Annotated in this window: 17 protein-coding genes and 3 pseudogenes; 5 read left to right on the forward strand and 15 right to left on the reverse strand. The window is 69.0% G+C overall.

Translation table 11 applies throughout. The features are described from left to right. Window positions 1-23: 23 nt before the first annotated feature. Both RKD20_RS04595 and RKD20_RS04600 read right to left on the reverse strand, forming a co-directional pair. Window positions 24-263: pseudogene (locus RKD20_RS04595) on the reverse strand (formate acetyltransferase); the annotation flags it as partial. 35 nt (window positions 264-298) lie between these two features. Next, window positions 299-487, reverse strand: a complete 189-nt coding sequence (locus tag RKD20_RS04600) for a hypothetical protein (protein WP_424876524.1) — start codon at window positions 485-487, stop codon at window positions 299-301. A 195-nt stretch (window positions 488-682) separates the two neighbouring features. On the opposite strand from RKD20_RS04600, the gene RKD20_RS04605 reads away from it, so the two are divergent. From RKD20_RS04605 to RKD20_RS04615, 3 genes and pseudogenes are all read left to right on the forward strand, one after another. Next, a complete protein-coding gene (locus tag RKD20_RS04605) occupies window positions 683-1,147 on the forward strand; it encodes a cyclic nucleotide-binding domain-containing protein (protein WP_424876525.1) in 465 nt (154 codons plus the stop codon). Window positions 1,148-1,162: 15 nt separating this feature from the next. Continuing rightward, complete coding sequence (locus tag RKD20_RS04610) at window positions 1,163-1,849, forward strand: CBS domain-containing protein (RefSeq protein ID WP_424876526.1); 687 nt, start codon at window positions 1,163-1,165, stop codon at window positions 1,847-1,849. A gap of 203 nt (window positions 1,850-2,052) precedes the next feature. After that, window positions 2,053-2,641, forward strand: a pseudogene (locus tag RKD20_RS04615) (magnesium transporter CorA); the annotation flags it as partial. Between the two features lie 10 nt (window positions 2,642-2,651). Here the strand turns inward: RKD20_RS04615 and RKD20_RS04620 are convergent. From RKD20_RS04620 to kdpF, 12 genes and pseudogenes are all read right to left on the reverse strand, one after another. Continuing rightward, complete coding sequence (locus RKD20_RS04620; RefSeq protein WP_424876527.1) at window positions 2,652-3,446, reverse strand: ABC transporter permease; 795 nt, start codon at window positions 3,444-3,446, stop codon at window positions 2,652-2,654. After that, window positions 3,443-4,441 carry an ATP-binding cassette domain-containing protein gene (locus RKD20_RS04625; protein ID WP_424876528.1) on the reverse strand — a complete coding sequence of 333 codons (999 nt, stop codon included), beginning with the start codon at window positions 4,439-4,441 and terminating at the stop codon, window positions 3,443-3,445. Before RKD20_RS04625 ends, RKD20_RS04620 begins: the two co-directional genes overlap by 4 nt. Before the next feature lie 70 nt (window positions 4,442-4,511). Beyond that, complete coding sequence (locus tag RKD20_RS04630) at window positions 4,512-5,354, reverse strand: DUF4097 family beta strand repeat-containing protein (RefSeq protein WP_424876529.1); 843 nt, start codon at window positions 5,352-5,354, stop codon at window positions 4,512-4,514. A 97-nt stretch (window positions 5,355-5,451) separates the two neighbouring features. Beyond that, on the reverse strand, window positions 5,452-5,967 hold the full coding sequence (locus tag RKD20_RS04635; RefSeq protein ID WP_424876530.1) for a toxin-antitoxin system HicB family antitoxin: 516 nt from the start codon (window positions 5,965-5,967) through the stop codon (window positions 5,452-5,454). Window positions 5,968-6,126: 159 nt separating this feature from the next. Then, window positions 6,127-6,369: a hypothetical protein gene (locus RKD20_RS04640; protein ID WP_424883500.1), complete on the reverse strand. Its 243-nt coding sequence runs from the start codon at window positions 6,367-6,369 to the stop codon at window positions 6,127-6,129. A 62-nt stretch (window positions 6,370-6,431) separates the two neighbouring features. After that, window positions 6,432-7,025: pseudogene (locus RKD20_RS04645) on the reverse strand (aminotransferase class I/II-fold pyridoxal phosphate-dependent enzyme); the annotation flags it as partial. A 181-nt stretch (window positions 7,026-7,206) separates the two neighbouring features. Next, complete coding sequence (locus RKD20_RS04650; protein ID WP_424876531.1) at window positions 7,207-9,744, reverse strand: ATP-binding protein; 2,538 nt, start codon at window positions 9,742-9,744, stop codon at window positions 7,207-7,209. A gap of 2 nt (window positions 9,745-9,746) precedes the next feature. Beyond that, window positions 9,747-10,430 (reverse strand): response regulator, encoded by a 684-nt coding sequence (locus RKD20_RS04655; RefSeq protein WP_424876532.1) that lies wholly within the window; start codon window positions 10,428-10,430, stop codon window positions 9,747-9,749. 115 nt (window positions 10,431-10,545) lie between these two features. Beyond that, window positions 10,546-11,214, reverse strand: a complete 669-nt coding sequence (locus tag RKD20_RS04660) for a potassium-transporting ATPase subunit C (RefSeq protein WP_424876533.1) — start codon at window positions 11,212-11,214, stop codon at window positions 10,546-10,548. 5 nt (window positions 11,215-11,219) lie between these two features. Next, window positions 11,220-13,310: a potassium-transporting ATPase subunit KdpB gene (gene kdpB, locus RKD20_RS04665; RefSeq protein ID WP_424883144.1), complete on the reverse strand. Its 2,091-nt coding sequence runs from the start codon at window positions 13,308-13,310 to the stop codon at window positions 11,220-11,222. Between the two features lie 23 nt (window positions 13,311-13,333). Then, window positions 13,334-14,998, reverse strand: coding sequence for a potassium-transporting ATPase subunit KdpA (gene kdpA / locus RKD20_RS04670; RefSeq protein ID WP_424876534.1), 1,665 nt, complete (start codon window positions 14,996-14,998; stop codon window positions 13,334-13,336). An 8-nt stretch (window positions 14,999-15,006) separates the two neighbouring features. Next, entirely contained in the window at window positions 15,007-15,096 is a 90-nt protein-coding gene (gene kdpF / locus RKD20_RS04675; protein WP_037659531.1) for a K(+)-transporting ATPase subunit F, read from the reverse strand. A gap of 538 nt (window positions 15,097-15,634) precedes the next feature. On the opposite strand from kdpF, the gene RKD20_RS04680 reads away from it, so the two are divergent. Together RKD20_RS04680 and RKD20_RS04685 are read left to right on the forward strand one after the other, a co-directional pair. Next, window positions 15,635-17,590 (forward strand): amino acid transporter, encoded by a 1,956-nt coding sequence (locus tag RKD20_RS04680; protein WP_424876535.1) that lies wholly within the window; start codon window positions 15,635-15,637, stop codon window positions 17,588-17,590. A gap of 103 nt (window positions 17,591-17,693) precedes the next feature. Then, window positions 17,694-18,215 (forward strand): hypothetical protein, encoded by a 522-nt coding sequence (locus RKD20_RS04685; protein ID WP_424876536.1) that lies wholly within the window; start codon window positions 17,694-17,696, stop codon window positions 18,213-18,215. 51 nt (window positions 18,216-18,266) lie between these two features. Here RKD20_RS04685 and RKD20_RS04690 read toward each other — a convergent pair whose 3' ends face one another. Beyond that, window positions 18,267-19,646, reverse strand: coding sequence for a glycoside hydrolase family 43 protein (locus RKD20_RS04690; RefSeq protein WP_424876537.1), 1,380 nt, complete (start codon window positions 19,644-19,646; stop codon window positions 18,267-18,269). Window positions 19,647-19,749: the final 103 nt, after the last annotated feature.

The following is a 19,749-nucleotide window of genomic DNA, read 5'->3' on the forward strand; positions in this document are numbered from 1 at the left end:
TGCACGGCTTCCCTGTCAGCAGCAGTGGCGGTGTCGACGTCCAGGACGCCCCGCCTCCGTTCCTCCGGAAACAGTGCGCCGACCTTCCCCCACACCTCGCGGGTACGGTCGGTGGCACCGGTCAGGAACGACGCGTCGCCTTCGTACGGCGTGTAGTTGGCCTGGATGAAGTCGCGCACGTCGACGCGCTCCCGCCAGCGGGACCCGGCGAACCCACGCCAGGCCCCGTCCAAATGCACGCCTGCTGTCACGGTGGCGGTCATCGCCGCTCCTTCTCGTTCTGCGCGTCGGCGCAGGCTCAGTGGTGCGCCAGAGGCCGTTCGAACCGGTCAGCGGTCGCGCTCCTGTGGCCTGTGGACCGCCGGTGCCGCAGCATCCGCACGATCAGCGCGTCGAGCAGGGCGCTCATCACCACGGTCACGGCGGCGAAGATCACCAGCAGCACGGCGAACAGCCTCCAGAAGTCGGGAGTCAGTGAGGTACCCACAGAACTCACCCCCCTCCGTCGGGCGGGTCGTCTCACCTCTTCATGCAACAGCCGTGGCGGCGGTGCCGCAGGGTGCCGAAGGTCGTCGCGGCGGAGCCGAGTGGTCCATCCGATGGACCGAGTGGCCCATGCGCCGGCACCACCGGCGGGCACAGGCTGGTACTGGCAGGTCCCACACCCGTCAGGAGGCACGCCATGATCCCCACTTCCACTCCCAGCATGCTGCGTGCCCTGCCTCCCGAGCACCAGGAGCGTCTGATGCGCTGCTCCCGTGAGGTGTCCTTTCCGGAAGGGGCACGACTGTTCGAGGAGGGCGGCCGGGCAGACCGGTTCTGGATCATCCGTACGGGCACCATCGAACTCGACATGCGTGTGCCCGGGCGCCGTCCGGCCGTCATCGAGACTTTGCGGCACAACGAACTCGTCGGGTGGTCGTGGCTGTTCGCGCCGCACACCTATCACCTGGGCGCCGAGGCCACGACCCCGGTACGGGCCTACGAGTTCGACGCCACGGCCGTCCGTCTGATGTGCCAGGAGGATCCGGTCCTGGGCAGCGCCGTGTCCCAGTGGGTGGGTGACGTCCTCGCCCACCGCCTCCGCTCGGCCCGGACCCGGCTCCTGGACCTCTACGCCCCTTACGGCTCCGGCAGCCGCATGTGAACGCGAGGAGTCACCATGCACGGCACCCCGCACATCGTCAGCGACGTCATGACCCACACCGTCGCCTCCCTCGACCGCGACGCCCCCTTCAAAGAGATCGTGCGGCTCATGCAGGACCGGAAGGTGAGCGCCCTGCCCGTCATCGAGGGCGAGGGCCAGGTCGTCGGCATCGTCTCCGAGGCCGACCTGCTGCCCAAGGAGGAGTTCCGCGACAACGACCCCGACCGGTACACCCAGCTGCGCCGCCTTGCCGACCTGGCCAAGGCCGGCGCCGTCACCGCGGCAGAGCTGATGACCGCCCCGGCCCTCACCGTCCGCCCGGACGCGACTCTCGCCCAGGCCGCTCGCACCATGGCCCACGCCAGGGTCAAGCGGCTGCCCGTGGTCGACGAGCTGGGCTTGCTGCAAGGCATCGTCAGCAGGGCCGACCTGCTCAAGGTGTTCCTGCGCGACGATGAGGAGATCGCCGAGGAGGTCCGCCGCGAAGTGGTGGCCTACCTGTTCCCCGCGCCTTCGTCGGCGATCCGCGTCGAGGTGCACGACGGAACCGTCAAGCTCGTCGGACGGGTCCGCGACACGTCTCTGATCCCCGTGGCCGCCCGCCTGGTGCGCGCCGTCGAGGGTGTGGTGGACGTGGACTTCGAACCGGAGGAGCACGGAAACCGGGTCGACTCCTCGGACGCCAGGTCCACACAGCCGTGACATCCGGCAACCGGACGCTCGGAGTGGACCGTTCAGTGAACCGATGGCATTCCATGGCCGGACGGAGCGCCAGAACGTCGTACTCCAAGCCGTACGTCGGCGCCGTATGACTGCCGGCCTTCCGTAACGAGGAATGGCGGGGCCAGGACGGCTGCCAGCGGCTCCGGGATCGAGGCGGCGGGTGCCAAGAACGCCGGCCGCGTCGTCGGCGCCTTGGCTCGCACGAGAACACGAACGTTCGGCCCCTGAGAAGATCCGGCGAGGGCGCCGTCCAGGCCCATCAGCGGTCCGAGGTCGAGGGGTACGGCGCATCCTGTTCGCGGTCTTCACGACGGTCACGTACGTCGAGCACACCGAACTCACCGCCAGCGGGGTCTTCGACACCGGCGAGATGATGGTGTTCACCGGCCACGCCTTCACCGTCACCGTCCGCCACGGCCGACACGGCTCCCCCGGCCCGCTGCGCGAGGACTTGGAGGCCGGGCCGCGGCAGCCGGCCAAGGGCCCCTCCACCGTCCTGCACGCGATCGCCGGCCGCGTCGTCGACGACTGGCCGTCACCGAGGCCGTTCAGACCGACATCGCCTTCGACGGCTTCCTCGACTCGGTCCTCCAGGGCCACCTCGCCCGGGTGACCCTGGCCAAGAACGAGGACATGCGGCAGATCACCGCATGGGCTGCGATCATCGCCGTCCCCACCATGGTCCGCTTCGGCTACCCGATGGCCCTCGCCGTGATCGCGACCGCCTGCTTCGTCGTTTACCGCGGGTTCAAGCGCAACGGCCGGCTCTGAACCCGGCCGGTCACTGCTTCGCGTCGCGGTCGAAGAGCGACTTGGACCAGAGGTAGCCGAGCGTGGTCAGGCCGAGGCACCAGGCGACGGCGATCCAGCCGTTGTTGCCGATCTCCGTGCCCAGGAGCAGTCCGCGCAGGGTCTCGACAGCGGGCGTGAAGGGCTGGTATTCGGCGATCGGCTGGAACCAGCCCGGCATGGCGTCGACCGGGACGAAGGCGCTGGAGAGGAGGGGCAGGATCATCAGCGGCATGGCGTTGTTGCTGGCCGCCTCCGGGTTCGGACTGGACAGGCCCATGCCGACCGCGATCCAGGTCAGGGCCAGGGCGACGAGGGCCAGCAGTCCGAGCGCCAGGATCCACTCCAGGACGGTGGCGTTCGTGGAGCGGAATCCGATGGCCGCGGCGACGGCCCCGACGAGGACCACGCTCATCACGCACTGCAGCACGCTGCCGATGACGTGCCCGATGAGCACCGAACCGCGGTGGATCGCCATCGTGCGGAAGCGGGCGATGATGCCCTCGGTCATGTCCATGGAGACGGACACCGCGGTGCCGATCGTGGTGCCGCCGATGGTCAGCATCAGGATGCCCGGGACCAGGTACCTGAGGTACTCGGACCTGCCGCCACCGCCGTCTCCGAGGCCGGCGCTCATGGTGTCGCCGAAGATGTAGACGAAGAGCAGCAACAGGACGACGGGGGTGAGCAGCAGGTTCAGCGTCATGGACGGGTAGCGCCGGGCGTGCAGGAGGTTGCGGCGCAGCATCGTGGACGAGTCGCGTACCGCGAGGGCGAGGGTGCTCATCGGGCAGACTCCTTGGGCTGGTGCGGCTGGTCGGTGCCGCTGGTCAGGGCGAAGAACACGTCGTCGAGGTCGGGGGTGTGCACGGTCAGCTCGTCCGCCTCGACTCCGGCCGCGTCCAGCCAGTCGAGGATCGAGCGCAGTTCGCGCTGGCTGCCGTCGCTGGGGAGCTGGAGGGTGAGCGCCTCGTCGTCGCGGACGGCTTCGCCCAGGGTGCAGGCGGCGCTGCGGTAGGCGGCCGGGTCGGTGAAGCGGAGCCGGACGTGTCCTCCGGGGATGAGCCGCTTGAGTTCCTCGGCCGTGCCCTCGGCCACGATCCTGCCGTCGTTCAGCACCGCGATACGGTCGGCGAGTTCGTCTGCCTCGTCCAGGTACTGCGTGGTGAGGAAGACGGTCGTACCGCCGGAGACCAGTTCGCGGATGATCTGCCACATGTTGTGGCGGGCGCGGGGGTCGAGGCCGGTGGTGGGCTCGTCGAGGAAGATGATCCGCGGCGCGCCGACCAGGGTCATGGCGATGTCGAGGCGGCGCTTCATTCCGCCGGAGTAGGTGGAGGCGGGCTTCTTCGCTGCCTCCGTGAGGTCGAAGCGTTCCAGCAGTTCAGCGGCCACCCGCCGCCCTTCGCTCCTGGTGAGGTGGTGCAGGTCGGCCATCAGGAGCATGTTCTCCTCGCCGGTGATCAGACCGTCCACGGCGGAGAACTGCCCGGTGACCCCGATCGCGGCCCGCACGGCCTGCGGGTCGGTTGCAAGGTCATGTCCCGCGACCTGGGCCTGGCCGTCGTCGGCGCCGATGAGCGTAGAGAGGATCTTCACGGCGGTGGTCTTGCCGGCACCGTTGGGTCCCAGCAGGGCGAACACCGACCCGGTCGGGATGCGAAGGTCGATGCCGTCGAGGACGGTCTTGTCACCGTAGGACTTGCGCAGACCAAGGGCGGACACGGCCGTCGTAGAGCCGTTTCCCTTTCCTTTGGACGTGAGCATGACAGAAGAAGGCATGTGGCCCTCCCGTTCGAAGGCTGACGTGGCTGGGGGACGAGGAGATGCAGCAGGACCAAGGGCGCGGCGCTCAGGGCTTGGCGCGGAAGACGTCGATGTTGCCCCAGTTGGTCCGGGCGCGGACCTTGACCGTGTCCTCGGTGTGCTCCGGGGCCTCGGAGGCGGTGAGGGTGTTGCGTACCAGCCCGCGGTGGGAGCTGACGTCGAGCCAGGCGGCGGTGCCCTCGCGGACGCCGATCTCGATGGGGCCGTTGGAGGTCTCCAACTGGACCTCGCCGCACACGACTTCGGCGATCCGGAGGACGCCGTTGGTGGACGTTCCGGTGACCGACGCCTCGGCACGCGCGATGTCGATGGCACCGTTGGCGCCGCTCACCCGCAGCTCGCCGCAGACCGCGCCCACGTTCGTGTTGCCGTTGGAGTTCTTCAGGACTGCGGAGCCGTCGACGGTGCCGATGCGCAGGTTGCCGGAGCTGGTGGTGATCTCGGCCCTGCCCTCGATCCGGTCGACCACCACCGAGCCGTGCGACGTCGTCAGCTCGACGGGTCCGGTCGTGTCGAGGCGGACATCACCGACGGAGGTCTTCACCCTGACCTCGCCGAGCCGCCCTTCACCGAGCACCTGGGCCCAGGCGCCGGTCACCTCGACGCGTGACCCGGTGGGCAGTTCGACCGTCACGTCGGCAACGCCGGAGGGCCCGATCATGCGGCGCTCCTTCGTCCTGACGGTCAGCACTCCGCCGGCGAAGGTGACCTCGGTCTGCTCGGCGGCCCGTACGTCCTTGTCCCGCTGCGGATCGCGGGGGCGCACCTCGACGACGGTGTCGGGGCGGTCGCCCGCGGTGAGCCGGAGGGAGCCGGCGGCCACGTGGGCGTTGACCGAGATCGGTTCGGGGGTGTCGAAAGAAGGCATGGCTGTCCCGTCCTCGTGAGTCGTGGGAGCGTCCCCGCTGGTGGGACGTGGTGTGGGTGAAGCGCCTTTTCGTGTGCCTTTTCGTGCGGGCCGGGGTCTAGCGCACCCAGCCCGTGAAGTTCTGTCCGACGTTCTGGACCTTGCCCGACGCGCGCGGCCTGGTTCCGCCGTCCACCGCGGCGGACACGGCACGCACCAGCCACGCGTTGACCGACAGGCCCTCGCTGCTCGCGGCCTCCTCGGCGCGCGTCTTGAGGTGGGCGGGCAGTCGCAGGTTGACGCGGGCGGTACCGCCCTCGTCCGCGTCGGCGGCCGGGGTCCTGACCGGTTCGAAGGGTGCGGCCGGCGCCACCGGGGCGGCGTCCTCGGTGGACGGCAGGGTCACCACGAAGTCGGGGTCGAGTCCGCGCAGTCGTACGTCGACCGAACCGGGGGCGAGTTCACGGGTGATCTCGTCCATTGCCGCGGAGAGCACGTGGAGCATGACCAGCCGGGTCGCCGACTCCAGAGGAGCGGTCAGCCTCTCGGCCAGCTCACGGGCTTCGTCGCCTCCGGCTTCGGCAGCCACCGCGAGTTCGCGGCGGAGGTTGTCGACATACGGGGTGAGGTCCATGACGCCATGATGGCACCATATTGGCGCCACCCGCAACCCTATGGAGCTCCAGACAGAGACGAAAGAGGTCTAGAGGCTTCTCACCTGCACAAACGATGATTGGCACCGGATGGCACCATGTGATGCCATCCAGTGCCACGAGGTGCCAGCTGGTCAGCTTCAGTGCACCGTCAGGCGGGCCTCGCGGATGCAGCGGTCGAGGATGTCGATCGCGGTGGCGATGTCCCTGTCGGTGTGGTCCGCCATCGCCTGCATCCGGAAGCGGGACGCGTCCGAGGCGACCGCGGGCTGTTCCGCGAGGTGGGCGACCAGGCCCGCGCGGGCGATGAGGCCCGAGGCGGTGCGGCCGGTGGGGGTGTCGCCGATGAGGACCGGGACGACCGGGCAGACGACGTCGCCCATGACCTCCAGACCACGGCCGTGAGGCCCTCGCGCAGGCGGATCGCGACGGACCGGACCGCCGCCCGGCGCTCGGCTCCCTCCGGTGAGGTGACGACGCCGAGTGCCGCCAGGGCCACCGCCGTCTGCACGGGGGTGATGGCGCTGGAGAAGGTCTGCGGGCCGCCGAACATCCGCACGTACTCCCGCGCGGACGCGGACGGCGTGGCCATGAACCCGCCCGTGGTCGCAAAGGTCTTGGAGAACGCGCCGACAACGAAGTCGACCTGGCCGAGGATCCCGTGGACCTCCGGCTGACCGCCGCCACCCGCGCCCATGGCGCCGAAGTCGTGGGCCACGTCGACCATCAGCTGGGCACCGAACTCCCGGCAGAGATTGAGGAGTTCGGCCAGCTGCGGGGTGTCGGAGTCCATGGAGAAGATGCCCTCGGTGACGACGAGGACGGCGTTCTTGGTGTCGGTTGCCCGAATTCCGGCGAGGTGGCGGCGGACGGCATCGTTGTCGAGGTGGCGGAAGAACTCGACCGCGGCTCCGCTTGCTGCGGCGCCCTGACGCAGCGAGTCATGGGAGAGCCTGTCCAGGAGGATGTGGTCCCGGCGGTGCATCAGCGTCCGGTCCGGACACGGTGCGGAACCGCATGATGTCCTTCTCCCGGGCATCCGCGACACGGGTGTCGACAGGCCCGGGAACTGTGGTGGTCATCGGTCGTCGTCTCCTCGTGCGGGCCTTGTGCGACCCGCTGTGGGGGGCGCCCCGATCAGGGGCTGTGCGACGACGCTACGACGGAAATACCTGTCAACTTCTGCTTATAGATGGACTTTTGATACTCGGCGTCAATCTCTAACGGCCTGCTGACACCTCTTGGTCACCCAAGTGGCGTTGGGGAGCCGTCCGTACCGCCAGCACCATGGTGAGGCCGCCGCCCGGGGTGTCCTCGGCGTGGATCGTGCCGGCCATTGCTTCGGTGAAACCGCGTGCGACCGCGAGGCCGAGGCCGACGCCGGCGCCGCGCGGTGAGTCGCCGTAGCGCTGGAAGGGTTCGAAGATGCGGTCCTTGGCGGCGTCGGGGACGCCGGGGCCGCGGTCGACGACGCGCACCTCGACGCGGTCGGCCAGGGCGCTCGCGGACACCAGGACCCTCTCCCCCGGCGGGCTGTATTTGACGGCGTTCTCCACGACGTTGGCGACGGCCCGCTCCAGCAGCCCCCGGTCGACGTCGACCATCGGCAGGGTCTCCGGGATGTCCAGTTCGACGCTGTCCTCGGGGACACCGCCGAGCGCCATAGGGATCACCTCGTCGAGATCGGTCTCCCGGATGATCGGGGTGACGGTGCCGGTCTGGAGGCGGGACATGTCGAGGAGGTTGCCGACCAGGTTGTCGAGGCGGTCCGCGCCCTCCTCGATGGCCTCCAGCAGTTCCGCCCGGTCCTCCTCGGACCACTCGACGTCATCGGAGCGCAAGGAGGTCACCGCGGCCTTGATCCCGGCCAGCGGGGTGCGCAGCTCATGCGATACGGCGGCCAGCAGCGCGGTGCGGATGCGATTGCCCTCGGCGAGCGCGCGGGACCGGTCGGCCTCCTCCTGAAGCCGCCGGCGGTCCAGGACGACCACGGCCTGCGCTGCGAAGGCCGCGAGCACCCGGCGGTCCTCGGCCGGCAGCACCCGTCCCGTCAGCGCGAGCGCCATGTTGTCGCCGACGGGCACCTCGACATCCGCGTCGTCGGGAACGGCGCAGGGATGCGCGCCCACGCTCCCGGCGCAGCTCCAGGGCAGTACCTCGCTCTCGCGTTCCAGCAGCGCGACGGACGCCATGCCGAAGGTCTCACGGACCCGTTCGAGCAGTTCCTCCAGACCCGTCTCGCCGCGCAGGACGTTGCCCGCCAGGAGGGAGAGGATCTCCGACTCGGCACGCAGCCGGGCGGCCTGGTGGGTGCGGCGGGCCGCCAGGTCGACGACGGAGGCGACGGAGACGGCCACACCGACGAAGATCGCGATGGCGACGATGTTCTTCGGGTCGGCGATGGTGAAGGTGTGGACGGGCGGGGTGAAGTACCAGTTCAGCAGCAGGGAGCCGGCCGCCGCGGAGGCCAGGGCGGGGAAGAGTCCGCCGAGGAGGGCTGCCGCCACCGTCAGGGTCAGGTACAGCAGCATGTCGTTGGCGAGCCCGACGTCCGTGGCCGCGCCGCTCAGCGACCAGGTCAGCAGCAGGGGTCCGCCGACGCCGACCAGCCACCCCCAGATCACGCGGGAACGGCCGAGCCGTGCGCCCCGGTTGACCGGCAACCCGCGCCCCTTGCCGGCCTCGTCGTGGGTGATCAGGTGGACGTCGAGGTCGGGGCCGGAGTCCCGGGCGACCGTGGCACCGACCCCGGGGCCGAAGACGTACTGCCAGCCCTTGCGGCGGGAGACGCCGAGCACGATCTGGGTGGCGTTGACCCCGCGGGAGAAGTCGAGCAGGGCGACCGGGATGTCGTCGCCCACGACATGGTGGAAGGTGCCGCCGAGGTCCTCGACGAGGGTGCGCTGGTCGGCCAGTTCCTTCGGGGAGGCCGCGGTCAGGCCGTCGGTGCGGGAGATGTAGACCGCGAGGACCTCCCCGCCGGCGCCCTTCTCCGCGAGCCGGGCGGCCCGGCGTATCAGTGTCCGCCCCTCCGGGCCGCCTGTCAGGCCGACCACGATCCGCTCCCGCGAACCCCAGATGGTGGAAACCTGGTGCTCGTTGCGGTACTCGGTCAGATAGGCGTCGACCCGGTCGGCCACCCACAGCAGCGCCAACTCCCGCAGGGCGGTGAGGTTTCCGGGGCGGAAGTAGTTGGAAAGTGCCGCGTCGACCTTGTCGGGCTTGTAGATGTTGCCGTGCGCCATGCGGCGGCGCAGGGCCTGCGGGGACATGTCGACCAGCTCGATCTGGTCGGCACGCCGGACGACCTCGTCCGGCACGGTCTCCCTCTGGCGGACGCCCGTGATCGACTCCACGACGTCGCCGAGGGACTCCAGGTGCTGGATGTTGACCGTGGAGACGATGTCGATCCCGGCCGCCAGCAGTTCCTCGACGTCCTGCCAGCGCTTGGTGTTGCGCGAGCCGGGCACGTTGGTGTGGGCGAGTTCGTCGACGAGCGCCACATCGGGGCGGCGCGCGAGGACCGCGTCCACGTCCATCTCCGTGAACACCGAGTCCCGGTACGCCAGTTCCCTGCGCGGGATCTCCTCCAGGCCGTGCAGCATCACCTCGGTGCGCGGCCTGCGGTGGTGTTCCACGAAGGCGACCACGCAGTCGGTGCCCCGCTCCACACGGCGGTGTGCCTCGGAGAGCATGGCGTAGGTCTTGCCCACGCCGGGGGCCGCGCCGAGGTAGATCCGGAGCTTGCCGCGTGCCATGTTCATCCTTCGAAGCGGTAGCCCATGCCGGGCTCGGTGATGAGGTAGCGGGGGTGGGACGGATCCGCTTCCAGTTTTCGGCGCAGTTGGGCCATGTAGACCCGCAGGTAGTTGGTCTTGTTGCTCTGGGTGACGCCCCAGACCTCCTGGAGGAGGTGTTTCTGGGTGATCAGTCGTCCCGGGCTGGTCACCAGGATCTCCAGCAGATGCCATTCGGTGGGTGTGAGGCGTACGTCGCGGCCGTTCCGGTGCAGCTTCTTGGCCAGCAGGTCGATGGTGAAGTCCGCCGTCTCGACGAGCGTCGCCCCGGTGGCGAGCGGGGTCTCCTCGGTGCGCCGGACGGCGGCCCGCAGCCGGGCCAGGAGTTCCTCCATGCTGAACGGCTTGGTGACGTAGTCGTCGGCGCCGGCGTCGAGCGCGGCGACCTTCTCGTCCGACCCCTGCCGGGCGGACAGCACCAGGATCGGCACCCGGGTCCAGCCGCGCAGGCCCTTGATGACGTCGACACCGTCCATGTCGGGCAGACCCAGGTCGAGCATCACGACATCGGGTTGCCGGGCGGCCGCGAGCCGCAGCGCGGTGGCGCCGTCGGGGGCCGCGTCGACCCCGTACTTCCGTGCCTGGAGATTGATGATGAGGGCCCGTACCAGCTGCGGGTCGTCCTCCACCACCAGCACCCGTGTCATCGGCGTGCGCCTTCCTGTCGTACGTCGTCGTGACGTACTTGCTTATGACCGCGGGAGTCGGCGCACCCGGATCGCGTCCGGGCCGCCGACTCCCCCTGTGGGTCGGGTAACGCCATCAGCCCTTGACCACGAGGGCCTTGAGCGCGATGTTGAGCTCCAGGACGTTCACCCGGGGCTCCCCGATGAAGCCGAGGGTGCGGCCCTCGGTGTGCTCGTCGACCAGCTTCTGCACCTGGGCGACGGTCAGGCCGTTCTTCTCGGCGACCCGGTGGACCTGGAGGTTCGCGTACCTTGGCGAGATGTTCGGGTCGAGGCCGGAGCCGGAGGAGGTGACCGCGTCGGCGGGGACCTCGGACGCCTTGGGGGTGTAGCCGGGCACCGAGTTGTCCTTGATGACGGCGGCCTGGGCGTCCTTGACCTGCTGGACGAGGACCTTGCTGTCGGCGGACAGGTTGGTGGCCCCGGACAGGATCAGCTTGTACTGGGTGTTGACACTGTTGGCGCCGAGACCGTTCTGCGGACGGCCCTGGAACCACTTCAGGTCCGGCTCCGGAGTTTCCTGGCCCTTCTTCAGCGGCAGGTTGTACGCCTGGCCGATCAGCGAGGACCCGACAACCCTGCCGTCGGCCTTGATCTCCGAGCCGTTCGCCTTGTCGTGGAAGAGGGCCTGGGCGACGCCGGTGACGGCGAGCGGGTAGATGACGCCGGTCACCAGGGTCAGCACCAGCAGGGCACGCAGCCCGGCCCACAGCAACCGGCCGGTATTCGATACGGAGTTGTTCATGGCCTTCAGCCGATCCCGGGGATGAGGGAGATGAGCAGGTCGATGATCTTGATGCCGATGAAGGGGGCGATGAGTCCGCCGATGCCGTAGACGGTGAGGTTGCGGCGCAGCAGCTTGTCGGCGCTGACCGGCCGGTACTGCACGCCCCGCAGGGACAGCGGCACCAGCGCGATGATGATCAGCGCGTTGAAGATGACGGCCGACAGGATCGCGGAGTCCGGTGAGGACAGGCCCATGATGTTGAGCTTGTCCAGGCCGGGGTAGACCGCGGCGAACAGCGCGGGGATGATCGCGAAGTACTTGGCGACGTCGTTGGCGATGGAGAACGTCGTCAACGCACCCCGGGTGATGAGGAGTTGCTTGCCGATCTCGACGATCTCGATCAGCTTGGTCGGGTTGGAGTCGAGGTCGACCATGTTGCCGGCCTCCTTGGCGGCCGACGTACCGGTGTTCATGGCCACGCCGACGTCCGCCTGGGCCAGCGCGGGCGCGTCGTTGGTACCGTCGCCGGTCATCGCGACGAGCTTGCCGCCCGCCTGCTCCCGCTTGATGAGGGCCATCTTGTCCTCGGGCGTGGCCTCCGCGAGGAAGTCGTCGACGCCCGCCTCCGCGGCGATCGCCTTCGCGGTCAGCGGGTTGTCACCCGTGATCATCACGGTCTTGATGCCCATGCGGCGCAGCTCGTCGAACCGCTCCCGCATGCCCTCCTTGACGACGTCCTTGAGATGGATGACCCCCAACACCCGGGCCCCATCGGCGTCTTCCACTGCGACCAGCAGCGGGGTGCCGCCGGCCTGCGAGATGGTGCTCGCGAGGGTGTCCGCGTCCTCGGCGACCGTGCCGCCGCGCTCCTCGACCCACTTGACGACCGAACCAGCCGCACCCTTGCGGATCCTGCGCCCGTCCACGTCCACACCCGACATGCGGGTCTGCGCGGTGAACTCGATCCACTCGGCCCCGGTCAGCACACGCTCGCGCAGCCCGTACCTCTCCTTCGCCAGTACGACGATGGAGCGGCCCTCCGGTGTCTCGTCGGCCAACGAGGACAGTTGGGCGGCGTCCGCCACCACCGCCTCGGTCACCCCGGCCACCGGCACGAACTCCGACGCCTGGCGGTTGCCGAGCGTGATGGTGCCGGTCTTGTCGAGCAGCAGGGTCGAGACGTCACCGGCGGCCTCGACCGCCCTGCCGGACATGGCCAGGACGTTGCGCTGGACGAGGCGGTCCATGCCCGCGATGCCGATCGCGGAGAGCAGGGCCCCGATGGTGGTCGGGATCAGGCAGACCAGCAGGGCCACCAGCACGACCATCGTGAGGTGGGTGCCCGCGTAGTCGGCGAACGGCGGCAGCGTCGCCACCGCGAGCAGGAAGACGATCGTCAGCGAGGCCAGCAGGATGTTCAGCGCGATCTCGTTGGGCGTCTTCTGCCGGGCCGCGCCCTCCACCAAGGCGATCATCCGGTCGATGAAGGTCTCACCCGGCTTCGTCGTGATCTTGATGACGATCCGGTCGGAGAGGACCTTCGTGCCGCCGGTGACGGCACTGCGGTCGCCACCGGACTCCCGGATGACGGGCGCCGACTCACCGGTGATCGCCGACTCGTCCACGGAGGCCACGCCCTCGACGACGTCACCGTCGCCGGGGATGATGTCGCCGGCCTCGCAGACCACCAGGTCACCGATCCTCAGCTCGGTGCCGGGGACCTGTTCCTCGACAGAGCCGGTGAGCCGCCGAGCCACCGTGTCGGTCTTGGCCTTCCTGAGCGTGTCGGCCTGCGCCTTCCCGCGCCCCTCGGCGACCGCCTCCGCGAGGTTGGCGAACACCACCGTCAGCCACAGCCAGGCACTGATGGTCCAGCCGAACCAGTCCCCCGGGTCCTTGAAGGAGAACACCGTGGTCAGCACGGACCCGATCCACACCACGAACATCACGGGCGACTTGACCATCACCTGCGGATCGAGCTTGCGGAACGCGTCCGGCAACGATTTCAGCAGCTGCTTCGGGTCGAAGAGGCCCGCACCGACACGGCCCTCGGGGGACTTGTGCCCGGTCGGTACGTCGCTGTGCGGCGCCCGGGTCGGAGTGGCTGTGGACATCTCTTCGCCTTCGGTACGAGTGGTCATGACGCCAGCCCCTCGGCCAGCGGGCCCAGCGCGAGCGCCGGGAAGTACGTCAGACCGGTGATGATCAGGATCGCGCCCACCAACAGGCCCACGAACAGCGGCTTGTTGGTGCGCAGGGTGCCCGCGGTCTCAGGGACAGGCCGCTGCTCGGCGAGCGAGCCGGCCAGCGCCAGCACGAACACCATCGGCAGGAAGCGGCCGAGCAGCATCGCCACGCCGAGCATGGTGTTGTACCAGTCGGTGTTCGCGTTCAGGCCGGCGAAGGCCGAGCCGTTGTTGTTGGCGGCGGAGGTGAACGCGTACAGCACCTCGGAGAAGCCGTGCGCACCGGAGTTGAGCATGGAGTGCGGCGGGGTCGGCAGCGCCATGGAGATCGCGGCGAGGACCAGCACCAGGGCCGGCGTGATCAGGATGTAGCAGGCCGCCAGCTTGACCTCACGGGTGCCGATCTTCTTGCCCAGGTACTCGGGCGTCCGGCCGACCATCAGCCCGGCGATGAACACCGCGATGACCGCCATGATCAGCATGCCGTACAGGCCCGAGCCGGTACCGCCGGGCGCGATCTCACCCAACTGCATGCCCAGGATGTTGATCCCGCCGCCGAGCCCGGTGAACGAGGAGTGGAAGGAGTCCACGGCACCGGTCGACGTGAGTGTGGTCGACACCGCGAAGATCGACGAGGAACCGACCCCGAAGCGGACCTCCTTGCCCTCCATCGCACCGCCCGCGATCTGCAACGCCGGTCCGTGGTGGGCGAATTCGGTCCACATCATCAGGGCGACGAAGCCGACCCAGATGGTCGCCATGGTCGCGAGGATCGCGTACCCCTGCTTCACCGAACCGACCATGACGCCGAAGGCGCGCGTCAGCGAGAACGGGATCACCAGCAGCAGGAAGATCTCGAAGAGGTTCGTGAACGGAGTGGAGTTCTCGAACGGGTGGGCCGAGTTGGCGTTGAAGTACCCGCCCCCGTTGGTCCCGAACTCCTTGATCGCCTCCTGGGAGGCGACGGCCCCGCCGTTCCACTGCTGCGACCCGCCCATGAACTGACCGACCTCATGGATGCCGGAGAAGTTCTGGATCACACCACAGGCCACCAGCACGACGGCCGCGATGAAGGCGCCCGGCACCAGGATCCGGATGGTGCCCCGCACCAGGTCGGCCCAGAAGTTCCCGAGCTCACCGGTCCGGGACCGCGCGAACCCGCGCACCAACGCCACCGCTACGGCGATACCCACGGCCGCCGACACGAAGTTCTGCACGGCCAGACCGGCCGTCTGCACGACGTGCCCCATGGTCTGCTCGCCGGAGTACGACTGCCAGTTGGTGTTGGTCACGAAGGACACGGCCGTGTTGAACGACTGCGCCGGGTTCACCGAGTCGAAGCCGAGCGAGCCGGGCAGGACGCCCTGGAGCCGCTGGAGCAGGTAGAGGAAGAGGACGCCGACGGCCGAGAAGGCGAGGACACCGCGCAGATACGCGGTCCAGGTCATCTCGGTGTCGGGGTTGGCACCGATGGCCCGGTAGGTCCACTTCTCGACGCGCCAGTGCTGGTCGGAGGAGTAGACCTTGGCCATGTAGTTGCCGAGGGGGATGTAGGCGAGCGCCAGCGCTCCTATGAGGGCGAGCAGCTGGAGGATGCCTGCGAGTACGGAACCCATGTCAGCTCTCAGAACCTCTCCGGGAAGATCAGGGCGAGGACGAGATAGCCCAGCAGGGCGACGGCCACGATCAGGCCGACGATGTTCTCGGCGGTCACAGCTTCGTCACCCCCTTGGCGACGAGAGCCACCAGCGCGAACAGCGCGATCGTGGTGACGACGAAGGCCAGATCGGCCATCGCGAACTCCTAGAAGAGGTTCGGAAGAGAAACGGACAGCTAGAGGAAACCCCGTCCCTGGCCGGATTCGGCCGGCCGTTGACGAGTCCCTTACGGCGGCCCCCACACCTTTGACGGAGCTCTTACGGCCCCGCCTCCACAGCCCTCACAGCCGGTGTTGACGCTTTCCTGATGGGTTACCGGATGGGTTTGTCGGGAGTTGATGGCGTCCGCATCGCGAGCCTGGTGCGTGAGCCCGCGTCATACGGCGGACCTCCCTCGTACGGCCCCTCCTCACCTGCCCAACCGGATCAGCCGCCTTTTGATGTGCCACCGGCGCTCCCCCGGCGGTCTTAACGCAAGCTTGACGCCCAGGTGTGATCCACCCCTCGGCCCCGGCGTCACCCTCTGCATACGCTGATGTCGCCGTCCGCCCGATGGCCCTCCCCAGCTGAGCCGCACCTCAGGAGAGCACGCCGATGGCCACCACCGAACACCCTCCGCCGAGCCGTCTGCGGACCTGGATGCTGGAAGGCCTGTCCGACATGGGCAAGGCCGGCGGGCACACGGGTCCCCATGCCGAACCCGAACCGCCGCACAAGGGTCAGCCCTGGTGGCGGGTGATGTGCCTGACCGGCGTCGACTACTTCTCCACCCTCGGCTACCAGCCCGGCATCGCCGCCCTCGCCGCCGGCCTGCTCTCCCCCATCGCGACCATCGTGCTCGTCCTCGTCACCCTGGCCGGCGCCCTGCCCGTCTACCGCCGGGTCGCCGAGGAAAGCCCGCACGGCGAGGGCTCCATCGCCATGCTGGAACGCCTCCTCTCCTTCTGGCAGGGCAAGCTCTTCGTCCTGACCCTGCTCGGCTTCGCCGCCACCGACTTCCTGATCACCATCACCCTCTCGGCGGCGGACGCCTCCACCCACCTGGTCGAGAACCCCCACCTGACCAGCGCCCTGCACGACAAGCAGATGCTGATCACCCTCGTCCTGGTGGCCCTGCTCGGCGCGGTCTTCCTCAAGGGCTTCCTGGAGGCCGTGGGCGTCGCGGTCGCCCTGGTCGGCATCTACCTCGCCCTCAATGTGGTCGTGGTGGTCGTCGGTCTGTGGCACGTCGTCACCGCAGGGCACGTCGTCACCGACTGGTCCAGCGCCCTGACCGCCGAGCACGGCAACGTCTTCGCCATGGTCGGCGTGGCCCTGCTGGTCTTCCCCAAGCTCGCACTCGGCCTGTCCGGCTTCGAGACCGGCGTCGCCGTCATGCCGCACGTCAAGGGCGACGCCGGCGACACCGAGGAGCGCCCCACCGGCCGGATCCGCGACACCAGGAAGCTGCTCACCACCGCCGCCCTGATCATGAGCGTCTTCCTGATCGCCACCAGCTTCATCACCACCCTCCTGATCCCGGAGAAGGACTTCGAGTCCGGCGGCCCGGCCAACGGCCGCGCCCTGGCCTACCTCGCCCACGAATACCTCGGCGGCGCCTTCGGCACGGTCTACGACGTCTCCACGATCGCCATCCTGTGGTTCGCCGGCGCCTCCGCGATGGCCGGCCTGCTCAACCTGATGCCCCGCTACCTGCCCCGCTACGGCATGGCCCCGCACTGGGCCCGCGCCGTGCGCCCCATGGTCATCGTCTTCACCCTGATCGGCTTCCTGGTCACCTGGACCTTCGACGCGAGCGTCGACGCCCAGGGCGGCGCCTACGCCACCGGCGTCCTGGTCCTCATCAGCTCAGCGGCGATCGCCGTGACCATCGCCGCGCACAAGGCCGTCCAGCGGGGCTGGACGATCGGCTTCGCGGTCATCTCGACGGTCTTCCTCTACGTCACCGTCGCGAACATCATCGAACGCCCCGACGGCGTCAAGATCGGCGCCTGCTTCATCGCCGGCATCATCCTCGTCTCCCTCCTCTCCCGCCTTGCCCGCGCCTTCGAGCTGCGCGTGACCAGCGTGACGCTCGACCCGATGGCGGAACGTTTCATCCGGGACATCGCCAGCCGCAAAATCCGCTTCATCGCCAACGAACCCGACCAGCGCGACAAGGCCGAGTACCGGGACAAGATCGAGCAGATCCGGGCCGACAACGACATGCCCGAGCAGGAGGACTTCGTCTTCGTCGAGGTGACCGTGACGGACCCCTCCGAGTTCGAGGCGGGCCTGACGGTCCGGGGTGAGGTCCTGCACAACCGCTACCGCGTCCTCGCCCTGGAGTCCTCCTCCATCCCCAACGCGCTCGCCGCCCTCCTGCTCCACGTCCGCGACGAGACGGGCTGCACCCCGCACATCTACTTCGAGTGGACCGAGGGCGGCCCGTTCGCCAACTTCCTGCGCTTCTTCCTCTTCGGTCAGGGCGAGGTCGCCCCCGTCACCCGAGAGGTCCTGCGCGAGGCGGAACCGGACCCCGCGCGCCGCCCCCGCGTCCACACCGGCTGAATCCGGTACCCGCGTAAGGATCCCGTCAGGATTCGCTCGTACCGCGTCAGAGCTTCGTCAGTGGCGGACGCCGGACCCCGCACAGGCGCCTAGCGTCGGCGACATGCGACGTTCCGACGACCGGTGGGTCCGGGCCGGTGACCGCCACTGGCCTGGCAGCGCCCGGCTCGCGACCAGCTGCGCCGCGCTGTTCGGCGCCATGTCGCTGCTGGTCGACTGGGACGCCGGCAGCCTGTCCCTCCCGCGCGCCCTGCTGTGGCTCGGCCTGTCGGCCGTCCTCTTCACCATCCTGCTCCCGGCCCGGGTCACGGCGGGCACCGGCTGGCTGGCGGTGCGGGGTCCATGGCGCCGGCAGATGGTACGCACGGACGCGCTCACGACCGTATGGCGATACGACGGCGTCTCGTCCCACCTGGTCCTGCACGACACCTACGGACACCGCCTGGAACTGGACCCCCGTGTCCTCGCCGCCAACCCTCTGATCTGGCACGAACTCGACACCGGTGTACGACGTTCCGTCGAGCGCGGCACGCTGCTGCAAGGCACGGACGTCCTGAACCGGCTCGGCCACGCCATCGACGAGGAGACCGTGCGGTCGGTACTCAAGGCGTCGGGGCTTTCGTGACCCAGTACGCCGGGGCCGCACCGAAACGGCACCCGGATCCAGCCGTTCAGCTCAGCCCAAGGCAGCCACGGGCACGAAGGAACTGTCCTGCCGGAACAGATCCGTCCCCGCCGTCCGCTCCACCCGGAGCTGGTAGTCGTAGTGGCGCAGGTAGTACCCGGGATAGTTGTACGACTCCCAGCGGATCGCTCCCGAGGACGAACCCGTGCGGGCGATGAACGTCGCGTCCCTGGCGAAGGTCGAGGTGCCGTCGTTGGCGTCGAAGCGGGCGCGGAAGTCCCAGTGGCGCAGGTAGTTGCCGGCGGAGTCGCGGAAGGAGTGGCCGCCCGCGTCGGCGAGGCCGGCGACGACCGTGAAGGTGGACGCCGACTTCTCGGCGGCCGTGCTGGAGCCGGTCACCACCGGGAGGTTGAGCAGCGAGGACTGGGTCTGCCAGTACCGGGTCGGGTAGTTGGCCGACTGGAAGGAGCGTGTGACGTTCTTCGCGAGCGAAGGGCCGCCGGACACCGTCTCCTTGATGACCGTGAAGTGGCGTGCCGTACCGGAGACCCCCGGCAGCGCGGTCGGGGCCGACCAGGTCGCGAAGGTGTCGTAGCTGTCGCTGCAGTAGTAGTTCCCGTCTCCGTAGCCGTCGAAGAAGATCCGCCAGGCGCCGTTGTCGAGCTGGATCACGGACGGGCCCTCGCGGTAGCTGCCCCAGCCGGCCCAGTCGCCGGTCCTGGTGATCGTGTAGGGGCCCGTCAGGGACGACGCCGTCGCGTACTCGATGTACTTCGTCGTCTCGTTCTTGGTGAAGGCGTGGTACGTCGAGCCGGTCCTCACGATGTACGTGTCGATGTGGTTCGAGCCGATCCCGGCCAGGGCCACCGGTGAGCTCCACGCAGTCAGCGCCGAGTTGGTCGCCTTCAGCCGGTACGGCGTGAAGATCCACTCGTTGCTGGTCACCGAGCATGACACGATGACGTTCACACTGCCGTCGCTGTCGACGAACCACTCCGGCGCCCACGCGCGGGACAGGTTGGCGATCGGAACCGTGTAGTCGTACAGGAAGGTCCAGTCGGCCCGGTCGGAGCTCCGTGCGAAGCCGATCGTGGTGCTGACGTCCTGCCAGGTGTGGGTGGTGTACGTGAGGTAGTAGTAGCCGTCGGTGTGCTTGAAGACGCTCGCGTCGCGGATCCTGTTGCTGGGCGGTGTGTAGGCGGAGGACTTGAGCAGCCGGAAGTCCGTGGCGTCGTCGGACTGGTAGACGTTGACCGTGCCGTCGTTGCTGTTGAGGAACGGCACGATCGTGTAGCGGGTCGCGGAACCGCTCGGCGGGGCGGCGGCGAAGGCCGCGCCGGGCAGTTCGCCCAGCAGGACGGCGGAGGCGGGCAGGGCCGCCATCGCGCGCAGCAGGGTGCGGCGGGACGGCGTGGGGGGTCGTGTGGTCACGGCGGCTCTCCCTGGGGCAAGGACACAGCGCGGCTCTGGACGTCCGAGCGGCCAGACGTCCGACCTGCCGAACAGGGTTCGGGAAGTCGATCAGAAGGTAGGG

The sequence above is a fragment of the Streptomyces sp. SLBN-8D4 genome, assembly GCF_049739545.1.
In the GTDB taxonomy this organism is placed as follows: Bacteria; Actinomycetota; Actinomycetes; order Streptomycetales; family Streptomycetaceae; genus Streptomyces; species Streptomyces canus_C.